The organism is Candidatus Pelagibacter sp. Uisw_136, from assembly GCF_047720275.1.
Classification (GTDB): Bacteria; Pseudomonadota; Alphaproteobacteria; order Pelagibacterales; family Pelagibacteraceae; genus Pelagibacter.
The window spans coordinates 327,069-345,308 of the sequence record NZ_CP159812.1 but is presented as its reverse complement, the minus strand read 5'-3'; the positions used below and the strand labels follow the sequence as shown (position 1 = coordinate 345,308).

The window sequence follows — 18,240 nt, the reverse complement described above, 5'->3', positions numbered from 1 at the left end:
ATCTAACTTAAACTTTCGTATCCTTTGTTTTCAAGTTCTAATGCAAGTTCTGACCCACCCGATTTAACAATTTGTCCATTAATTAAAACATGTACAAAATCTGGTTTTATATATTCTAATAATCTTTGATAATGAGTAATGATTAAAAAAGAACTTTCTTTACTTCTTAATGCATTAACACCTTCAGATACTATTTTTAAAGCATCGATATCAAGTCCAGAATCTGTTTCGTCTAGAATAGAGAGCTTAGGATTTAATATAGACATTTGAAGTATTTCATTTTTTTTTTTTTCTCCACCAGAAAAACCTACATTTAATTGTCTACTTAATATTTTTTCATCGAATTTTAATTCACCTGCTTTTTGTTTAACTAATTTTAAGAATTCAATGGCATCTAATTCTTTTTCACCTTTAGCTTTTTTAATTGCATTTAGAGATGTTTTTAAGAATATATTGGTATTAACTCCTGGTATTTCCAATGGATATTGGAATGCTAAAAATATTCCTTTATGAGCTCTTTCTTCAACCTCTAAACCTAAAAGATTTTCATTAAAATATTTTACTTCACCAGTTACAGTGTAGCCTTTTTTTCCTGAAAGAACATTTGATAGAGTGCTTTTTCCAGATCCATTAGGACCCATAATTGCGTGTACTTCTCCTGGTTTAATTTCTAAATTTAACCCTTTTAAAATTTCTTTATTATCAATATTTGCTTTAAGATCTTTAATTGTTAACATTAACCAACACTCCCTTCTAAACTAATTCCTACTAATTTTTGAGCTTCAACAGCAAATTCCATTGGTAATTGTTGTAGAACCTCTTTGCAAAAACCATTAACAATTAAACTAACAGCTTCTTCTTGATTTAAACCTCTTTGGTTACAATAAAACAATTGTTCATCACTAATTTTTGATGTAGTTGCTTCATGTTCAATATTTGAGCTAGAATTTTTATTCTTTATGTATGGAACTGTATGTGCTCCACACTTGTTACCCATCAAAAGAGAATCGCATTGAGTAAAATTCCTGGCATTGTCAGCATTTTTTGCAATATCTACTAACCCTCTATAGGTATTATCTGCAAAACCAGCTGAAATACCTTTTGATATTATTTTGCTTTTTGTATTTTTACCCAAATGAATCATTTTAGTACCTGTATCTGCTTTTTGATGATTATTTGTTATTGCTATTGAATAAAACTCTCCAACAGAATTATCGCCCATCAATATGCAGCTTGGATACTTCCATGTAATTGCTGATCCTGTTTCAACTTGTGTCCAAGATATTTTTGAATTTTTTCCCTTACACAAACCTCTTTTAGTAACAAAATTATAAATTCCACCTTTCCCGTCTTTGTCTCCAGGATACCAATTTTGTACAGTTGAGTATTTTATTTCAGCATCATCAAGCGCAACTAACTCTACATTCGCTGCATGTAATTGATTTTCATCTCTCATTGGTGCAGTACACCCTTCTAAATAACTTACATAACTTCCTTTATCAGCAATGATCAAAGTTCTTTCAAATTGACCTGTTTCTGTAGCATTAATTCTAAAATAAGTAGAGAGTTCCATCGGACATCTTACACCTTCTGGAATATAAACAAATGATCCATCAGTAAAGACTGCTGAGTTAAGTGTTGCAAAATAATGATCTGATAATGGGATTACAGAACCTAAGTATTTTTTTACTAATTCAGGGTGCTCTCGTATTGCTTCTGACATAGAGCAAAAAATAATTCCTTTTTTATTTAACTCACCCTTAAACGTTGTAGCAACAGAAACAGAATCAAATACAGCATCAACTGCTATTCCATTAAGTCTTGCTTGCTCCTGAAGAGGTATTCCAAGTTTGTTGTAAGTCTCTAATAATTTTGGATCTAACTCATCTAAACTTTTTGGTTTATCGTCCATGCTTTTTGGTGCTGAATAATAATAGAGATCTTGATAATCTATTTTGGGATATTTAGGTTTTTGCCAATTAGGTTCTTTTAATTGCTTTAGTCTCTCAAAGGCTTTTAATCTCCAATCAAGCATCCATTGCGGTTCTTTTTTAATATTTGAAATAAACTTAATCACCCCTTCATTTAAACCTTTAGGCGCTCTAGTGTTTTCAATATCAGTTGAAAACCCATATTTGTAATCTTTTAATTTTTCTATTTCTTTTTCTCTTGCATCCATTTTAATTTCTACTTTCTGAAGAATTACTTATAAGATCTTTTAAATTTTTTTGTTCAAAGAAATGATTGATATGAACTTCAAGTTCGTCCCATAAATTATGAGTAATACATTTTGTAGTCTTGCTATTGCATCCTTTTTTAGATTCCTTCTTGCATTGAACAGTTTTAACTTCTTCGTCTACAGCAATAAGTATGTTTGCTAATTTAATTTCTTCTGGTTCTTTATTTAAGATATAGCCCCCATTAGTTCCTCTTATGCTTTTCACAATATTATATTTTTTTAACTTAGAAAAAATTTGCTCTAAAAAGTCTAAGGAAATACCTTGTCTTAATGATATATCTCTTAAAGATACTGGATTAACGCTATTGAACTTAGCAAGATCAGCTAAAGCCATTACCGCATATCTACCTTTTGATGTTAATTTCATTTTACCCTTATTTAAGAAGGCTTTTTATACAAACTTGACTAAATTAGTCAAGTATAGAATATATAAAAAAGATAACATATTGTCGCTTAGTTATGATAAGTGTATTTTTTTTTGAGAATAATAATCAATATCATTTATGGATAATAAAATAGTAGAAGTTTTTATACCTGGACCTGCCGGAAGAATGGAAGCCAAGTATTATAAAAGTGAAAAAATTACATCACCAATAGCACTAGTATTGCAACCTCATCCTCAATATGGAGGAACAATGAATAATAAAGTTGTAGTTGATACATTTCATACTTTTATGGAAAATGGATTTTCTGTATGCAGGGTAAACTTTAGAGGTGTCGGAAAAAGTGATGGTGAATTTGATAATGGTCAAGGAGAACTTGCTGATGCAGCTGCATCCCTAGATTGGTTAGAACGTGAAAATTTTGATAACTCACAATGTTGGGTTTCAGGATTTTCTTTTGGATCACTAATAGCAATGCAATTATTAATGAGAAGACCAGAAATAAATAGATTTATTGCAATATCACCTCAGCCAAACGTATATGACTTTTCATTTTTATCTCCATGCCCTACTTCAGGTTTAATGATTTATGGTAAAAAAGATGAGTTAGTTCCACTAGAGTATATTACAGATTTGGATAAAAGATTGAGTGCACAAAAAGGTATTAAAGTTGACTTTCAAGCTATAAATGACGCTAATCATTTTTTTACTAAAACAGAAGATGTATTAGTAAAAAGCCTAGATAAATATATCAAAAAAGAATCTGCTTTATTTTAATCTTAATAGTTTTTAACCAAAACTCCACCTGTGCAAGGTTTTTGTACGTCAGTAGTACTGGGATATGAAATTTCTTTTTTGAGTTTAGATCTAATAGCAAGATAGGCAAAAGCCTGAGACTCAATAAAATCTCCATCAATTTTATAATCATCAATTATTTTTAAAGAGATATTTTTTGGCAGTCTTTCTCTTATACTCTCTATTAAAGATAGATTTTTTCTTCCACCGCCACAAACTATTATTAATAATTTTTCATCTTCTTTAATTTTTATTGATTTTAAAATTGATTGATAAATTATTATTGCAGTAAAATCTACTAATGTAGATAAGCCATTCTCATATGAGAGACCTTTCACAAAACTTAAATCAAAATCCTTTATATCAAATGAAAGTTTTTTTTGATTACTTATATTATCAAAATTATCAATTGCCTGATTTAGAATAACTTCACTTGTTTTTCCAGTTTTTGAAGCTTTTCCATTTTCATCATATTTCATTTGAGTGTGTCTTCTAACCCATTCATCTAAGAGACAATTACCTGGACCAACATCAAAGCTTAATAGGTCTTCATTATTTTTTGAGACAACAAGAGTAATATTTGCAATACCTCCTACGTTTAAAACACAAGCAGGTTTCTCAATTTGATTCTGGTTTACAAGTAAGTTATGAAAGATTGGGGCTAATGGTGCTCCTTGACCCCCATTAAGGATGTCATTTTCTCTAAAATTATAAACTACTTCTTTTTTTAAAAGACTTGATAATAAATTGCCGTCTCCAATTTGTTTTGATATTTTTTCCTGAGCATTATGAAAAATTGTTTGACCATGGAAACCAACAAGATCTACATCTATTCCAGCGCTCTTTATAGTTTCTTTACTAATTTTGGCGTGAAATAATGTAATTTTTCTCTCAAGCTCTTTAATTTGATAAGAATTAGTGGACAGTTCTTTTATTGAATTTATTTTATCCCTTAGATTTAGTAAGTCTGAATAAATTACCTCATCATATTCAAAATATTTGTTGAATATAGGTTCATAGTTATTTTCACCGTCAGACTTAATAACTGATGCATCAACACCATCCATGGATGTGCCGCTCATTAACCCTAAAGAAGTATAAAATTTTTCCATTCTTATTTTTTAAGTAAATATTGTATATTCTAGATAGCATATTTATGAATAAATTTTTAAAAGAATTTAAAGATCGAGGTTTCTTTTACCAGTGTACTGGAGAAGAAAATCTGTCTCAACTATTAGATAAAGAAAAAATCAGAGCTTACATAGGTTTTGATTGTACAGCTGAAAGTCTTCATGTTGGAAGCTTGCTCCAAATTATGTGTCTTAGATTGTTACAAAAACATGGTCACCAACCAATAGTTTTACTAGGAGGTGGTACCACTAGAATAGGTGATCCATCTGGTAAAGATAAAACTAGAACAATTTTATCTGAAGAAGAGATTGAAAAGAATATAAATAATATTGAAAAAATTCTAAGAAATTTTTTAGATGATAAAGACCCAAAAACAAAACCTATATTTGTTAATAATTATACTTGGCTTAAAAATTTAAATTATATTTCTTTTCTAAGAGATGTGGGAAAACATTTTACAATCAATAAAATGTTAAGTTTTGATAGTGTTAAAATTAGATTAGAAAGAGAACAGTCATTAAGCTATATGGAATTTAACTATATGATTTTGCAAGCTTATGATTTTTTAGAATTAAATAAAAAAGAAAACTGTATGCTTCAAATTGGTGGCTCAGATCAATGGGGCAATATTATTAATGGAGTTGATCTTATAAAAAGATATTCAAACAATCATGTTTATGGTTTAACGACACCTCTTATTACATTGGCATCAGGTGCAAAGATGGGCAAAACTGAATCCGGAGCTGTTTGGCTAGATAAAAAATTTCTTTCAGCATATGACTACTGGCAATTTTGGAGAAATATTGATGATCGTGATGTTTTAAAGTTTTTAAAAATTTTTACAGATATTAATATTGATGAAATTGAGAATATTAAAAATGAGAATATTAATGTACTAAAAATTTTACTTGCTAATAAAGCTACATCTATGCTGCATGGTGAAGATGAAGCAAGTAAATGTCAAGAAACAGCAAAACAAACATTTTCTGAAAATTCATTGGGTGATAACTTGCCAACCATTCAAATTAACAAACAAATGTTAGGCAATAATATAAATATTTTAGATTTAGTAATTTTATCTAAATTAGAAAGCTCTAAGAGTGAAATTCGAAGATTAATTAAAGGAAATGGAATTAAAATAAATAGTCAGGCCATTTCTGATGAAAAGTTTTTAATTACTGAAGATTTATTTAAAGACAGTTTAATTAAGCTTTCTCTTGGTAAAAAAAAACATATTAAAGTTGAATTAATTTAGTTCTTTTTAATTTTTTCTAATGTTCTTGTTATAAATCTGGGTGTTAAAGTTTTAATTGGATTAACGGTTGTAGATAAGTTCTTTGGAGGTCCTTTTATTTTAAAACTTACCCCAAAAACACCTTCACCTGTTTTATCACCTATCAATATTTTTCCAATTAGAGGAATTGAAGCTATAGATCTATTTATAGTTGTTGCAGGAACTAATGTTCCTCTCAAACTAACCAATTTCTTTGATTCAATATATCCATCCATTAATATTGAAATAGCAGGTCCAATTGCATATAATTCTTCAATCTTAGTAATGCCTTTTTGAGATGAATATCTCATTTCAAGATCAGTAAATCTTATTCCCTCACCAGTTAAAAGATCCGCAATTCCCTGAAGAGATGCTAAACTTAAAAGCTTAGCAAAAACAGGTACTTCTTTAACTTTAAAATTATCTATAACTAATACAGAATTAGAAATACCGTCTTTTTTTATAGAATAAAAATCTAGATAACCTTCTTCAAAACCTTTAATGAAATCGTATCTTTTAATTAAAGGTTTTGGGTAATTTGAAAAAAATTTTGTAATAGTTTCTTTTTGCTTATTCGTTTCAATGGATAAATTCATTTTTTTATTGTTAGAGAAAGCAGACTCTAAGTTTAATTTACTTAATTTACTTTCTTTAAAAGTAAAGTTTCCAAATAAATTTTTTGTGTAATCATTTTTGTTTAAATATGTTGTATCTATTTTAATATCAAATTTAGAATTAAAATCTTCAAAGATTTTAGAACCTTCATCCTCATCCATACTATTATTAATGAACTGAGTTGCATCAAAACTTTTGCCTTTTATCGAAAAATTAGATTTATTTCTCTTTAACTCTACTCTGTTAAAAAGATTATTTTTATTTTTATAATCAAGCTTAACATAGTCCAAATCTTTAATTTTAAAATTTTTACTTAATAATAAGTCTTTAAATAAAATTTGATTATTTCTTTCTGTTATAGAAATAGTTTGAAATATTAATTCTTTATTTTTTTTGTAAACACCTTTTAATAAAATTTCTGAACTATCTTCTTTGTTCTTTTCGTAATCTAAAAAATTTATTATTAATGGATTATTTTTAATATTAAGCTTTGTATCAAATGTTATTTTTCCATCATCATTAATAATGCTGTAAGATAATTGCTCAAGCTCATCTCCAATATAGATATCTCCAGCTCCCTTAATATCTAATATATCTTTTGTTAATTTAATCTTAATCTTATGACCTTCAAGTTTAACTTGCTCTGTATAATTAGGTAAAAAAGTTTTTAAATTTAGGGGGTTTTTAACTATTTTAAAATTTTTTAGGTTTAAGTCTGTTTCAAGTTTTAAATCATTCAATTTTAATTTTTTGTTTACGTTAAAAGAAAAAGTATTTATAAAATTGAAATCTATCTTTTCCCCCTCAATAGCACTTAGTAAGTCGCCAAGTATTGGTTTTAGTTTATTTATATCAAAATTTTTTTGATCACTTATCACTTCTCCTTCGATAAAAAATCGATTATTCTTTTCTTCAACTTTAATTAAGGATGATTTTAACTTTATATTATCAATTTTTGTTTCTACTTTTCTTAATGTTAATTGATTTTTGCTTATATCAAATGAAAGATCTAAATTTTCAATTTCTGCTTGGTTAAAAATATTAAATTTTGCTTTTTTAACAGTCCCATTTATTTGATAATCTTTTTTTATTTCTCCATCTAAATCAAACGTAAGATTTATATCAGCAGAAATTATTCCTTCTTTAATAATACTGTCTAAAACAAAAAGTTGTGGTGATCCTTTAACTTTTCTTGTTAATGAGATTAGATCTTTAATTTGAATTTCTTTAGTGGAAATTTCTAAATCATAAATAGAAAACTGATTATTTATAAAAGATTTTAATGATATATTGGTAGTAATATCTCTTAAATCTAGACTTTTATCTTCCAATAATATTTTCGGATTTTTTGCTGAGATATTAATACTGAAATTTAGTGGGTTTAATAAATAATTGACCTCATTTAATGAAAGATTAATATTTTTATTAATTTTTGAAACATTTTTTTTTATTTCATTATTAAACTTTTCTGTCTTTATTCCATATATGCTTAGGTAAATGACGATAGCAGCAAGAGTTATTATTAATATTGTAAGAATTTTAATTATTCTTTTCATTATTTCACTTTATATAATGAACTTTCTAAAAAATCATCAATCTCACCATCTAAGATTTTATCAGGATTTGAGCTTTCAAAATTAGTTCTATTATCTTTTACCATTCTATATGGGTGAAGTACATAAGATCTAATTTGATGACCCCAACCAATTTCTGACTTTGAAGACTCGATCGTTTGGCTTTCTTTTTCTTTTTTCTTTAATTCAAAATCATATAGTCTTGCCTTCAGCATATTCATACAGGTGTCTTTATTTTTATGCTGTGATCTTTCATTTTGACATTGGACAACAATTTTAGAAGGTAGGTGGGTAATTCTTACCGCACTGTCAGTGGTATTTACATGCTGCCCACCTGCACCACTTGATCTATATGTGTCAATACGTAAATCTTTTTCATTTATCTCAACTTCAATATTTTCGTCCACTACTGGGTAAATCCAAATACTAGCAAAACTAGTATGACGTCTAGCACCAGAATCAAAGGGTGATATTCTAACTAACCTGTGAATTCCAGATTCGGCTTTTAACCATCCATAAACATAATCACCCTCAATTTTAATTGTTGATGATTTTATGCCAGCTTCATCTCCCTTGTGTTCGCTAATTAATTCTGATTTAAAATTCTTAATATCTGACCATTTTAAATACATTCTTCTTAGCATTTCTGCCCAATCCTGACTCTCTGTTCCACCAGCACCAGCATGAATTTCTATATAACAATCCAAACTGTCAGTTTCATTTGATAAAAAACATTTAGTTTCATTTTTTTTAGCTAATTTTTTGAGATTTTTGATGCTCTCTAGAACTTCATTTACGACAGACTGATTTTTTTCTTCTAAAGCAAGTTCATTCAATTCATCTAGATCAATTATTGATTTAGATGAATTTTCATATGAATTTATTAATTCTTCATATAATTTTTTTTCTTTAATAACTTTTTGTGAATTTGATTTGTCTTGCCAAAAATTAGATTCTAGTATTTTTTGGTTATTTTTTTGTAATTTTTTATGAATACTATGTGTTTCAAAGGTACTCCTTAACTCTTTGATTAATTTTCTCTATTTCAGATTTGTAATTTAAATATTCATTATCCATTAATAGAACCTTAATATATTATTATTTTTTAATCTATTATTAATATCTTGATTCAATAAACTTTCCACTTTTACATCTTTATAGGCTTCAATGATTGTTCTTCTTGTTCCAATTTCAGCTTTTTTTCCTGTAACAGGATCAATAACTTTCATTAAAATATTTTTTGCAACTTTAAATGGTCTTGCATCTTCTTTCTTTACAGCTTTTTTAACAAAGCTTTTAAAAATTGGTAATGCTGTTTTTGCACCTGTTTCATATCTTCCAAGTGATTTTGGTTTATCTGAACCAACATAAACTCCTATTGTCAATTTTGAGGTAAAGCCAACAAACCAAGTATCTGTATTTCCATTCGTTGTTCCAGTTTTACCAGCTAAGTCTAAATTTAAATCTTTTAAATTTTTTCCAGTTCCATTTTGAACGGTTCCCTCTAATATTGAGGTCATTTGATATGCGGTTTCTGGAGAAAATATTTGCTCAAACTTGTCTTCTATATTTGGATAATTGTCACTTAAATAAGATATTTGATCACAATTTATACACTCTCTCATTTCATTATTAAATATTGTATTACCTTCACTATCTTGAATTCTATCAATCATTATTGGTTTAACTAGTTTTCCTCCATTAACAAATGAAGAATATGCAGATGTTAATTTTAATAATGTTGTTTCAGCAGAACCTAATGAAATTGATAAAAGCTCACTAGGATTTTCATATATTCCAAGTTTTTTTGAAAAATTGACAATTTTTTTAACCCCAAGATCTTGTGCAATTCTAACTGTCATCAAGTTTCTAGATTTTTCTAATCCCATTCTCAGTGTTGATGGTCCATAAAATTTTTTTCCATAGTTTTCTGGTTTCCACATTTTTAAATCAGTTCCTTGTTCTAAAACTAATGGTGCATCTAAAATTAAAGTTGATGGCGTGTATCCATGCTCAAGAGCTAAAGCATAAATAAAAGGTTTGAAAGCAGAACCTGGCTGTCTTTGTGCCTGCGTTGCTCTGTTAAATTCACTTTTTTTAAAACTAAATCCACCACTTAAAGCTAACACCCTTCCAGTAAACGGATCCATAACAACAATTCCTCCATTAACCGCTGGCAACTGTCTTAAGGCAAATATGTTTTTGTTAATATTTTCAACATAAATAACATCTCCAATTTTTAATATTTCTTTAAAATCTTTTTTGATCCATGAGATATTTTCATATTTAATACTTCCTTTTTTTTTGTACTCTGTTTCAATTTCTATTGAAAATTTATCTATCTTGTTAACTATTGCTAAGTCCCAGTTAATTGATTTTTCTAACTTAAATTTATCTACTTTTTTATTCCATTTTTCTAATTTTTTAATATTAGTCAATGCACCACGCCAACCTTTTCTTTTATCATATTCAATGAGACCCTGCCTCAATGACTCTGTCGCGATTTTTTGTAAATGAAGATTAATAGGGGTGCTTATATTTAATCCTTGCTTATAAACTTTATCAAATCCTAACTTTTCAACAACATCTTTTCTAATATCTTCAACATAATAACTTGTATCTTTTGTAAATACTTTTTTTCTTTTTTTTAGTATAATTTTTTTTGACAAAAATTTTTCTTGATTTTTTTTATTTATATAATCATTTTCAAATAAATTATTTATAACTAAATCTCTTCTAAATTTTGCAAGTTCAATATTTTTATAAGGATTATATCTACTTGGAGCCTTTGGTAGAGCCGCTAATAAAGCTGCCTCTTCATAATTTAATTCACTAATTGATTTGTCAAAATATTCTAAGCTGGCTGATGCAACACCATAAGTACCTTCACCAAGATATATTTGATTTAAGTATAGTTCTAATATTCTTTCTTTTGAAAGAGCCCTTTCTATTCTAAAAGCAAGAATTGCCTCTTTAATTTTTCTATTTAAACTTACTTCATTTGTTAATAAAAAATTTTTTGCTACTTGTTGGGTTATGGTTGATGCACCCTCTAGTCTTCTTGATGCAATTACATTGGAAATATTATTAATTATTGCTCTTAATACTCCTTTGGCATCTACACCAGGATGTGAATAGAAATTTTTATCTTCTGCAGATAAGAAAGAGTTAATCACTTTTTCTGATATTGATTTATAGGGTACAAATATTCGTTTTTCTGATGAAAAATTATTCACTAACTCGCCGTCACCTGAATAAACTTTACTAGAAACTGATGGTTTATAATTTTTAAGGAATTTATAATCTGGTAAATTGTTAGAAAAAGCCCACAAAACTGCTAATATTGAAAATGCAGATAATAGACCAATACTTAAAACTAATATAAATATATTTTTAATTATTCGATGCATTTTAGTTTAATATATATAAGAATTTGGTAATATTAAGGTAGCAGAATTCAAACAAAATTTAAAATTATTTAAATATAAAATGAAACAATTAATCAAAAATATATGGAAAAAAATTTATACATTGATGCTTCGCATCCAAATGAAACAAGAGTTGTACTTAAGTCTGGTGAAAGTATTGAAGACTACGAATACGAAGGCTTAAAAAACAATTTAATCAAAAATAATATATACCTTGGTAAGGTAAGCCGTGTAGAGCCATCTTTGCAAGCTGCATTTATTGATTTTGGTAGAGATAGACATGGCTTCTTATCTTTTAATGATATTCAATCAGACTATTATCAAATACCTCAGAGTGATTTAGCAAAAATAAAGGAAGAAGAAGAAAGATCTAGAGAAGAACTTCTAAAACAAAGTGAACTGGAAGAACAAAAAAATATTAACGAGGGTAATCTTGATATTAACGATCCAGTTGAAGTAAAACCTGAATCTGAATTAGAGAGTGATGACCAAATGACAGAAGAGAGTGATGCTCCAGTTACAGATGGTGCTCAAGTTGATGAAAACAAAGAACAATCTTCACCTGTATCATTTGGTAAAAGACCTGAAGTAAGATTTAGAACTAAAAGATATAAGATTCAAGAGGTTATAAAACCTAACCAGGTAATTTTAATACAAGTATTAAAAGATGAAAGAGGGCAAAAAGGTGCTGCTCTAAGTACTTTTATTTCTATAGCGGGTAAATATATTGTCCTAATGCCAAATACACCGAAAGGTGGCGGTATATCTCGTAAAATTTTTAACCCAGGAGAAAGAAAAAAAATTAGAACTATTTTAAACGATATAACCATTCCAAAAGAAATGGGACTTATTGTAAGAACTGCAGGGTCAAACAAAACAAAAAATGATATAGATCATGACCTTCAAACTTTGATTAAAACCTGGAATGAAATTAAAGATAATGCATTAAACTCTATAGCTCCATCATTAATCCATCAAGAAAGTGACATTATAAAAAGAACTTTGAGAGATATGTATGATGAGGACACAAACAGTATCATCATTGAAGGTAATGAAGGTTACAAAAAAGCACAAAACTTTATGAAGTTAATGATGCCCTCTCATGTAAAAAAAATAATAAAATATAGAGAAAAAGTTCCTTTATTTTTCAAAGAGAACATTGAAGAAAAATTAAATCAAATTTATGACTCAGAAATAAAACTAAAATCAGGTGGTTACCTGGTTATAAATCCAACCGAAGCATTAGTTTCAATTGATATAAACTCAGGTAGCTCTATTAAACAAAAAAATGTTGAGAGTACCGCTTTAGACACTAATCTTGAGGCAGCAGAGGAGATTTCTCGACAAATAAAAATAAGAGACTTGTCTGGTCTAATTATTATTGATTTTATTGATATGTTAAGTTTTGGAAATAGAAGATTGGTTGAGAGAAAGCTTAAAGAGCAATGCAGAACTGATAGGGCAAGAATTCAAATAGGAAGGATTAGCACATTCGGACTATTAGAGATGTCCAGACAAAGATTAAGAGAAAGTGCTGTAAAATGGAAAGTTACTCTTACAGATGAGTCTTTTGCCATGAAAATTCTTAAATTAGTTGAAGTTAAAGCTGTTTTAACAAAAGCAAAATTTGTAGAGCTTAAGATTTGTGAAAAAATATCAGACTTTATGAAAGAAAATTTTATTGAAGATTTAAAGTATTTTGAAGAAAAAAACTTAATTAAGATAGATATAATCGCAGATAATACTCTTATTATTCCCGAATATATAATTGATCTTCAAAACAAAACTAAAAAAACAATAGAAACAGTTCAATATATAGAAAAGTTAAAAAATCTAGAAGAGCAAAAAAAAGAGGTTAAATCTTTTGAAAGTCCAATTAAAAAGAAGCCTTATAAAAAAAAACCTTTTTTTAAAAAGAAATTTTTTAAGAAACCAGCAGCTTAAATAATTCCAGTTTTTGGAGAAGATGCACTTCCGTATATAGATTTTTCTATACGACCAGCTAAATAAGATTGTCTTCCCGCAATTACTCCATTTTTAAATGCTAAAGCCATTTGAAATGGTTTTTTAGCTTTAGCAATCGCAGTATTAGCCAATACTCCATCACAGCCTAGCTCCATAGCAATAGCTGCATCAGACGCCTGTCCTAACCCAGCATCGATTATCAAAGGGAGCTTTGTTTGACTTCTTATAATTTTTATATTTGTTGTATTTTGAATTCCAAGTCCAGAACCTATAGGTGCTGCTAAAGGCATAATTGCACAAGCTCCTACATTCTCTAATCTTTTAGCCATCAAAGGATCATCATTGCAATAAACCATTACCTTAAACCCTTCTTTGGTTAAAACTTCTGTAGATTTCAATGTTTCAATCATATCTGGAAATAGATTTTTTTTATCTCCTAGCACCTCAAGCTTTACAAGTTTCCATCCACCAATTTCTCTTGCTAAACGCAAAGTTCTTAGAGCTTCTTCAGAATTAAAACAACCAGCAGTGTTTGGTAGATAGGTAATTTTCTTTGGATCAATATAATCCATTAATAAAGGTTTTTTTTTATCAGAAATATTTACCCTTCTCACTGCAACAGTAACTATTTCTGCTCCAGATAATTTAATAGCTTTTGCACATTCAGCCATACTTTTATATTTTCCAGTTCCAACTATTAATCTGGAATTAAATTTTTTTTTATTAACTATTAATTTATCATTAACCAATTTTATCCACCTCCAATAAAATGAACAATTTCTATTTTGTCATTTTTTTCTAGTTTTATCATTTTTAAATTATTTTTATCTATTATTTCTTGGTTTAATTCAATTGCTACTTTTTTAAGAGGAATTTTTAGTTCTTTTAAAAAAATTGAGAGGCTTAAATTTTCATTTATTGTTGAAATTTTACCATTTATCTTAATTTTTATTTTTTTTATTTTTTTCATAATGTATAAGAAACTGATGAATAATAATATTATAATTATTAATGGTCCTAATCTTAATCTATTAGGTGAAAGAGAACAATCACAATATGGATCAATAACTTTCGAAAAATTAAAAGAAAACTGCTTAAGTAAAGCTAAAGATTTAAATATTAATTTAGAGTTTTCTCAGTCAAATATAGAGGGTGAAATAGTTACAATCATACAAGAAGCTAAAAATAAGTTTGATGGTATAATTATTAATGCTGCTGGTTTTACTCACACATCTGTTGCTATCAGGGATGCTTTAGATATTTATAAAAAACCAATTATTGAACTTCACATATCAAATATATATAAAAGAGAGGAATTTAGACACAAATCTTTAATCAGTGATATTGCTACAGGTGGAATTTTTGGTTTAGGTGATAATGGTTATATTTTAGCCATTATTTCAATGCAAAACATACTACAGAAATGAAAATAGATAAAAATATTATCAAAGAATTAACAGACTACTTAAATGAGTTCAATTTAACTGAGATTGAATACACAGACAAAGATACTAAAATCAAAGTATCAAAATCAAACCCAACCAGCTCAAATCAAGCTGTAAGCGTTGCTAACTCTACACCAGTCCTTGGTGCAGCTAAGTCTACCGTTATATCTGGGACTGAGGTTAAATCTCCTATTATTGGTACCGCTTATCTTGCTGCAGAACCTGGAGCAAAAAAATTTGCAGAAGTTGGTAAAAAAATTAAAAAAGGTGAAACGGTTATGATAGTTGAAGCTATGAAAACTATGAATCATGTTCCATCAACAGCAGATGGGATTATAATAGAAATCTGTGTAGAAGATGGCCAGCCTGTTGAGTATGGTCAAACTATTATCATTGTTGAATAATGTTTAAGAAAATTCTAATTGCAAACCGTGGGGAAATTGCAGTTCGAGTTATTCGAGCATGCAAAGAATGGGGTATAGCAACTGTTGCTGTTCATTCTGATGTTGATAGAGATAGTATGCATGTAAGACTAGCCGATGAAAGTGTTTGCATTGGTTCACACCAGCCAGCAAACAGTTACTTAAATATTCCAGCCTTGATGTCTGCAATAGAGTTAACAAAAGCTGAAGCTGTTCATCCTGGTTATGGTTTTTTATCTGAGAATGCAACTTTTGCTAAAGTCTTAGAAGAAAATAATATTAAATTCATTGGTGCTTCTTCAAAACTGATAGAAATGATGGGAGATAAAATCCAAGCAAAAAGAATTGCAAAACAATATGGCCTTCCAGTAATTGAAGGTTCTGAGGGTGGTGTAACTGATATAAAACAAGCAAAAGAGTTATGCAAAAAGATTGGTTTTCCTGTTTTAATTAAAGCTTCTGGAGGTGGAGGTGGAAAAGGAATGAAGATTGTTAATAAAGAAGAGGAATTTGAAACATCTTTTTCAACAGCTAAATCTGAAGCTCAAAAATACTTTGGAAATGATGAAGTTTACATTGAAAAATTTTTTCAGAACCCAAGACATATTGAAGTGCAAGTTTTATCAGGTAAAAATCGAACTGTTCATCTTCATGAAAGAGATTGCTCAGTTCAAAGAAGACATCAAAAATTAATAGAAGAAACTCCTAGCCCAGTCTTAACTGATGAAATTAGAAAAGATCTTTTTGAAAGAACAGTAAACATGGTTAGCAAAATTGGTTATGAAGGTGCTGGAACTGTAGAGTTTATATATGAAGATGGTAAATTTTATTTTCTTGAAATGAATACTCGTGTTCAAGTAGAGCACCCAGTAACTGAAATGGTAACCGGAATTGATATTATTAAAGAGCAAATTTGGATAGCATATACTGGTGAAACAGCCTTAAAACAAAGTGACATTAATCCTAGAGGTCATGCAATAGAATGTAGAATTAATGCCGAGGATGCGAGTAAAAACTTCCAACCATCTCCTGGAACGATAGGTATGTGTCATCAGCCATCAGGCTTTAGAACTAGAGTTGATGGTGCAATTTTCCAAGGTTATAAAGTTACCCCATATTACGATAGTATGATCTGTAAAGTAATAACTCAGGGAAGAAATAGAACTGAAGCAATACAAAGAATGAATCGATCTTTAGATGAGTTTGTGATTGAAGGAATAACTACAACAATACCTCTTCATAAAATTCTACTAAACCATAAAAAGTTTATTGAGTCAGACTTTAATGTTGGCTGGCTGGATAACGAAAAAGTAATCTAATAACATCTTGTTAGCCAAATGTCATATACTGCATGATCAAAAGGGTTTACAGCAGGACTAGATGAAAAGGTCCATCCATTAAAAATAAAAACTTCATTATTATCTTTATTCGTCATATCTTTAACTTGAATATAAGCAGTTATTTCTGGGTTGTCGTCAAATTCTGAGTTTTTACATTTGAGACTTTTTATTAATAAACCTTTAAATTTAAGTTCTTTACCTATCTCTAATTTCAAAAGGTCAGTCTTTGAACTTACTTTATCTAAAACCTTAATTTCAACAAATCTTCCCTCATTAGCTATTAAGGGTAGTGGCTGGCTTATTAAAAAAAAATAAATTAAAAAAAATAAGAAATTAACTTTTCCAGATTGTATATTTTTTTTTGATCGGATCATTGTTTTTATTTGGATGATAGGCATTCTCAGTACCTGTTTGATTGGATTGATGTGGTTTTTGCCAATCATGTTTATTCAATTCGTGATTGTTTTCAATTCTATTATGAGTGAAGTGCATCCAAGAATACCATTCAGTGGGTATTTTTGAAGCATCAATTTCATCGTTATAAATTACCCATCTTTTTCCAGATTTACTTTCGTAATATTTGTTACCACTTGAATCTTTTCCAGCAAGTTTTCCATAAAAAATAGTTTTTAATTTTGTGCCTAATGTTTCTTGGTTCCACCAAATGAAAATTTTTTTAAAAAGTGTCAACATATTATTTAATTAATTCTTCAATCCTAAATTGTATTATTTAAATTAGACTAAAGTAAGGATTTGTATATAAATTAATTATCTTACGATTCAAAATAAAAAATTAATTAAAGGAAAAATGGCAAAATATTTAGTAGAAACTTATTATACTTGTAGCTTTAAAGTTAATCATTATTTAGATGATATTAATGAAGCAGAATTAGCAAACCTTGAAAAGCGCGATGATGGAAAATTTGAAGTTTTAGACGTGAAACTTGATACAAGAAAAACAAAAAATTTAGATCCAAATAATAAAGTAATTGAAACTAAAAAATTAGATATTATATCTGAACAAAGCCAACCAAAAATTGTTTCGAAAGAAAATAATACCGCTTTTGTTAAACAAATTAACGAAGGTGTGGGTAAAAGATTTAGTATGCCTGATAGAAGAAAAGGTTATATCCAAAAAGCGACAATTGGTGACCATAAAGTTTATCTCCATACCGGAGAATATGAAGATGGTAAAATTGGTGAAATTTTCATAGACACAAGTAAAGAAGGTGAACTGGTAAAAGCTTTGATGAATAATTTTGCAATAGCTATATCACTTGGGCTTCAATATGGTGTTCCTTTAGATGAATTTATTAGCGCTTATGTTGATACTAAATTTGAACCATCTGGAAAAGTTCATGGCAATGACAGAATAATGAGTGCCTCTTCAATACTTGATTATATATTTAGAGAGCTCGCTATTTCATATCAAAATAGAGAAGATCTAGCACACACTCCGTCTATTGGTGGATCGGATAGATCTTTACCTGAAGAAGAAAATACTGAGGATCAAAATCAATTACTTAAAATTATAAAAGATGTTACTAGCAAAGGCTTTGTTAGAAATAATTATAAAAAAAATCTTGTTGATTTATCTGACGTTAAGATAAGCTTAAAAGGTAAAAAGTAA

18 protein-coding genes are annotated in these 18,240 nt (G+C 28.5%); 7 read left to right on the top strand and 11 right to left on the bottom strand.

Translation table 11 applies throughout. The features are described 5' to 3' along the window. Positions 1-2: 2 nt before the first annotated feature. The 3 genes from sufC to ABXT53_RS01725 are packed head-to-tail and all read right to left on the bottom strand — an operon-like array spanning position 3 to position 2,606. Positions 3-737, bottom strand: coding sequence for a Fe-S cluster assembly ATPase SufC (gene sufC / locus ABXT53_RS01735; RefSeq protein ID WP_415290950.1), 735 nt, complete (start codon positions 735-737; stop codon positions 3-5). Further along, complete coding sequence (gene sufB, locus ABXT53_RS01730; protein ID WP_415290949.1) at positions 737-2,179, bottom strand: Fe-S cluster assembly protein SufB; 1,443 nt, start codon at positions 2,177-2,179, stop codon at positions 737-739. Before sufB ends, sufC begins: the two co-directional genes overlap by 1 nt. 1 nt (position 2,180) lies before the next feature. Then, positions 2,181-2,606: an RrF2 family transcriptional regulator gene (locus tag ABXT53_RS01725; RefSeq protein WP_415290948.1), complete on the bottom strand. Its 426-nt coding sequence runs from the start codon at positions 2,604-2,606 to the stop codon at positions 2,181-2,183. Positions 2,607-2,742: 136 nt separating this feature from the next. Between ABXT53_RS01725 and ABXT53_RS01720 the strand changes: the two genes are divergently transcribed. Continuing rightward, positions 2,743-3,399: an alpha/beta hydrolase gene (locus ABXT53_RS01720; RefSeq protein WP_415290947.1), complete on the top strand. Its 657-nt coding sequence runs from the start codon at positions 2,743-2,745 to the stop codon at positions 3,397-3,399. Positions 3,400-3,401: 2 nt separating this feature from the next. Here the strand turns inward: ABXT53_RS01720 and ABXT53_RS01715 are convergent, their stop codons facing one another. Beyond that, entirely contained in the window at positions 3,402-4,529 is a 1,128-nt protein-coding gene (locus ABXT53_RS01715) for an anhydro-N-acetylmuramic acid kinase (RefSeq protein WP_415290946.1), read from the bottom strand. 44 nt (positions 4,530-4,573) lie between these two features. Here ABXT53_RS01715 and tyrS point away from each other — a divergent pair, with 44 nt between their 5' ends. Then, on the top strand, positions 4,574-5,803 hold the full coding sequence (gene tyrS, locus ABXT53_RS01710) for a tyrosine--tRNA ligase (RefSeq protein ID WP_415290945.1): 1,230 nt from the start codon (positions 4,574-4,576) through the stop codon (positions 5,801-5,803). Here the strand turns inward: tyrS and ABXT53_RS01705 are convergent. The 3 genes from ABXT53_RS01705 to ABXT53_RS01695 are packed head-to-tail and all read right to left on the bottom strand — an operon-like array spanning position 5,800 to position 11,420. Beyond that, complete coding sequence (locus ABXT53_RS01705; protein WP_415290944.1) at positions 5,800-7,992, bottom strand: hypothetical protein; 2,193 nt, start codon at positions 7,990-7,992, stop codon at positions 5,800-5,802. The genes tyrS and ABXT53_RS01705 overlap by 4 nt on opposite strands. After that, a complete protein-coding gene (gene prfB, locus ABXT53_RS01700; protein WP_415291299.1) occupies positions 7,992-9,041 on the bottom strand; it encodes a peptide chain release factor 2 in 1,050 nt (349 codons plus the stop codon). The genes ABXT53_RS01705 and prfB overlap by 1 nt, the downstream gene beginning before the upstream one ends. Positions 9,042-9,086: 45 nt before the next feature. After that, on the bottom strand, positions 9,087-11,420 hold the full coding sequence (locus ABXT53_RS01695) for a penicillin-binding protein 1A (protein WP_415290943.1): 2,334 nt from the start codon (positions 11,418-11,420) through the stop codon (positions 9,087-9,089). 102 nt (positions 11,421-11,522) lie between these two features. Between ABXT53_RS01695 and ABXT53_RS01690 the strand changes: the two genes are divergently transcribed. Next, positions 11,523-13,382: an Rne/Rng family ribonuclease gene (locus ABXT53_RS01690; RefSeq protein ID WP_415290942.1), complete on the top strand. Its 1,860-nt coding sequence runs from the start codon at positions 11,523-11,525 to the stop codon at positions 13,380-13,382. Here the strand turns inward: ABXT53_RS01690 and ABXT53_RS01685 are convergent. Together ABXT53_RS01685 and thiS are read right to left on the bottom strand one after the other, a co-directional pair. Beyond that, the gene (locus ABXT53_RS01685) at positions 13,379-14,152 is read right to left on the bottom strand and encodes a thiazole synthase (RefSeq protein WP_415290941.1); all 774 of its coding nucleotides are present in this window, start codon (positions 14,150-14,152) and stop codon (positions 13,379-13,381) included. The genes ABXT53_RS01690 and ABXT53_RS01685 overlap by 4 nt on opposite strands. Positions 14,153-14,154: 2 nt before the next feature. Next, a complete protein-coding gene (gene thiS, locus ABXT53_RS01680; protein ID WP_415290940.1) occupies positions 14,155-14,373 on the bottom strand; it encodes a sulfur carrier protein ThiS in 219 nt (72 codons plus the stop codon). Positions 14,374-14,389: 16 nt separating this feature from the next. On the opposite strand from thiS, the gene aroQ reads away from it, so the two are divergent. The 3 genes from aroQ to accC are packed head-to-tail and all read left to right on the top strand — an operon-like array spanning position 14,390 to position 16,589. Next, positions 14,390-14,830: a type II 3-dehydroquinate dehydratase gene (aroQ, locus tag ABXT53_RS01675; RefSeq protein WP_415290939.1), complete on the top strand. Its 441-nt coding sequence runs from the start codon at positions 14,390-14,392 to the stop codon at positions 14,828-14,830. Beyond that, the gene (locus ABXT53_RS01670) at positions 14,827-15,252 is read left to right on the top strand and encodes an acetyl-CoA carboxylase biotin carboxyl carrier protein (protein ID WP_415290938.1); all 426 of its coding nucleotides are present in this window, start codon (positions 14,827-14,829) and stop codon (positions 15,250-15,252) included. Before aroQ ends, ABXT53_RS01670 begins: the two co-directional genes overlap by 4 nt. Continuing rightward, a complete protein-coding gene (gene accC / locus ABXT53_RS01665) occupies positions 15,252-16,589 on the top strand; it encodes an acetyl-CoA carboxylase biotin carboxylase subunit (protein ID WP_415290937.1) in 1,338 nt (445 codons plus the stop codon). Before ABXT53_RS01670 ends, accC begins: the two co-directional genes overlap by 1 nt. Here accC and ABXT53_RS01660 read toward each other — a convergent pair. Beyond that, a complete protein-coding gene (locus tag ABXT53_RS01660) occupies positions 16,586-16,984 on the bottom strand; it encodes a DUF2155 domain-containing protein (protein WP_415290936.1) in 399 nt (132 codons plus the stop codon). The two genes, accC and ABXT53_RS01660, sit on opposite strands and share 4 nt — an antisense overlap. Further along, the gene (locus ABXT53_RS01655) at positions 16,944-17,303 is read right to left on the bottom strand and encodes an NADH-ubiquinone oxidoreductase subunit NDUFA12 family protein (RefSeq protein ID WP_415290935.1); all 360 of its coding nucleotides are present in this window, start codon (positions 17,301-17,303) and stop codon (positions 16,944-16,946) included. Before ABXT53_RS01655 ends, ABXT53_RS01660 begins: the two co-directional genes overlap by 41 nt. A 115-nt stretch (positions 17,304-17,418) precedes the next feature. On the opposite strand from ABXT53_RS01655, the gene ABXT53_RS01650 reads away from it, so the two are divergent. Further along, positions 17,419-18,240 carry a ribonucleotide reductase gene (locus ABXT53_RS01650; protein WP_415290934.1) on the top strand — a complete coding sequence of 274 codons (822 nt, stop codon included), beginning with the start codon at positions 17,419-17,421 and terminating at the stop codon, positions 18,238-18,240.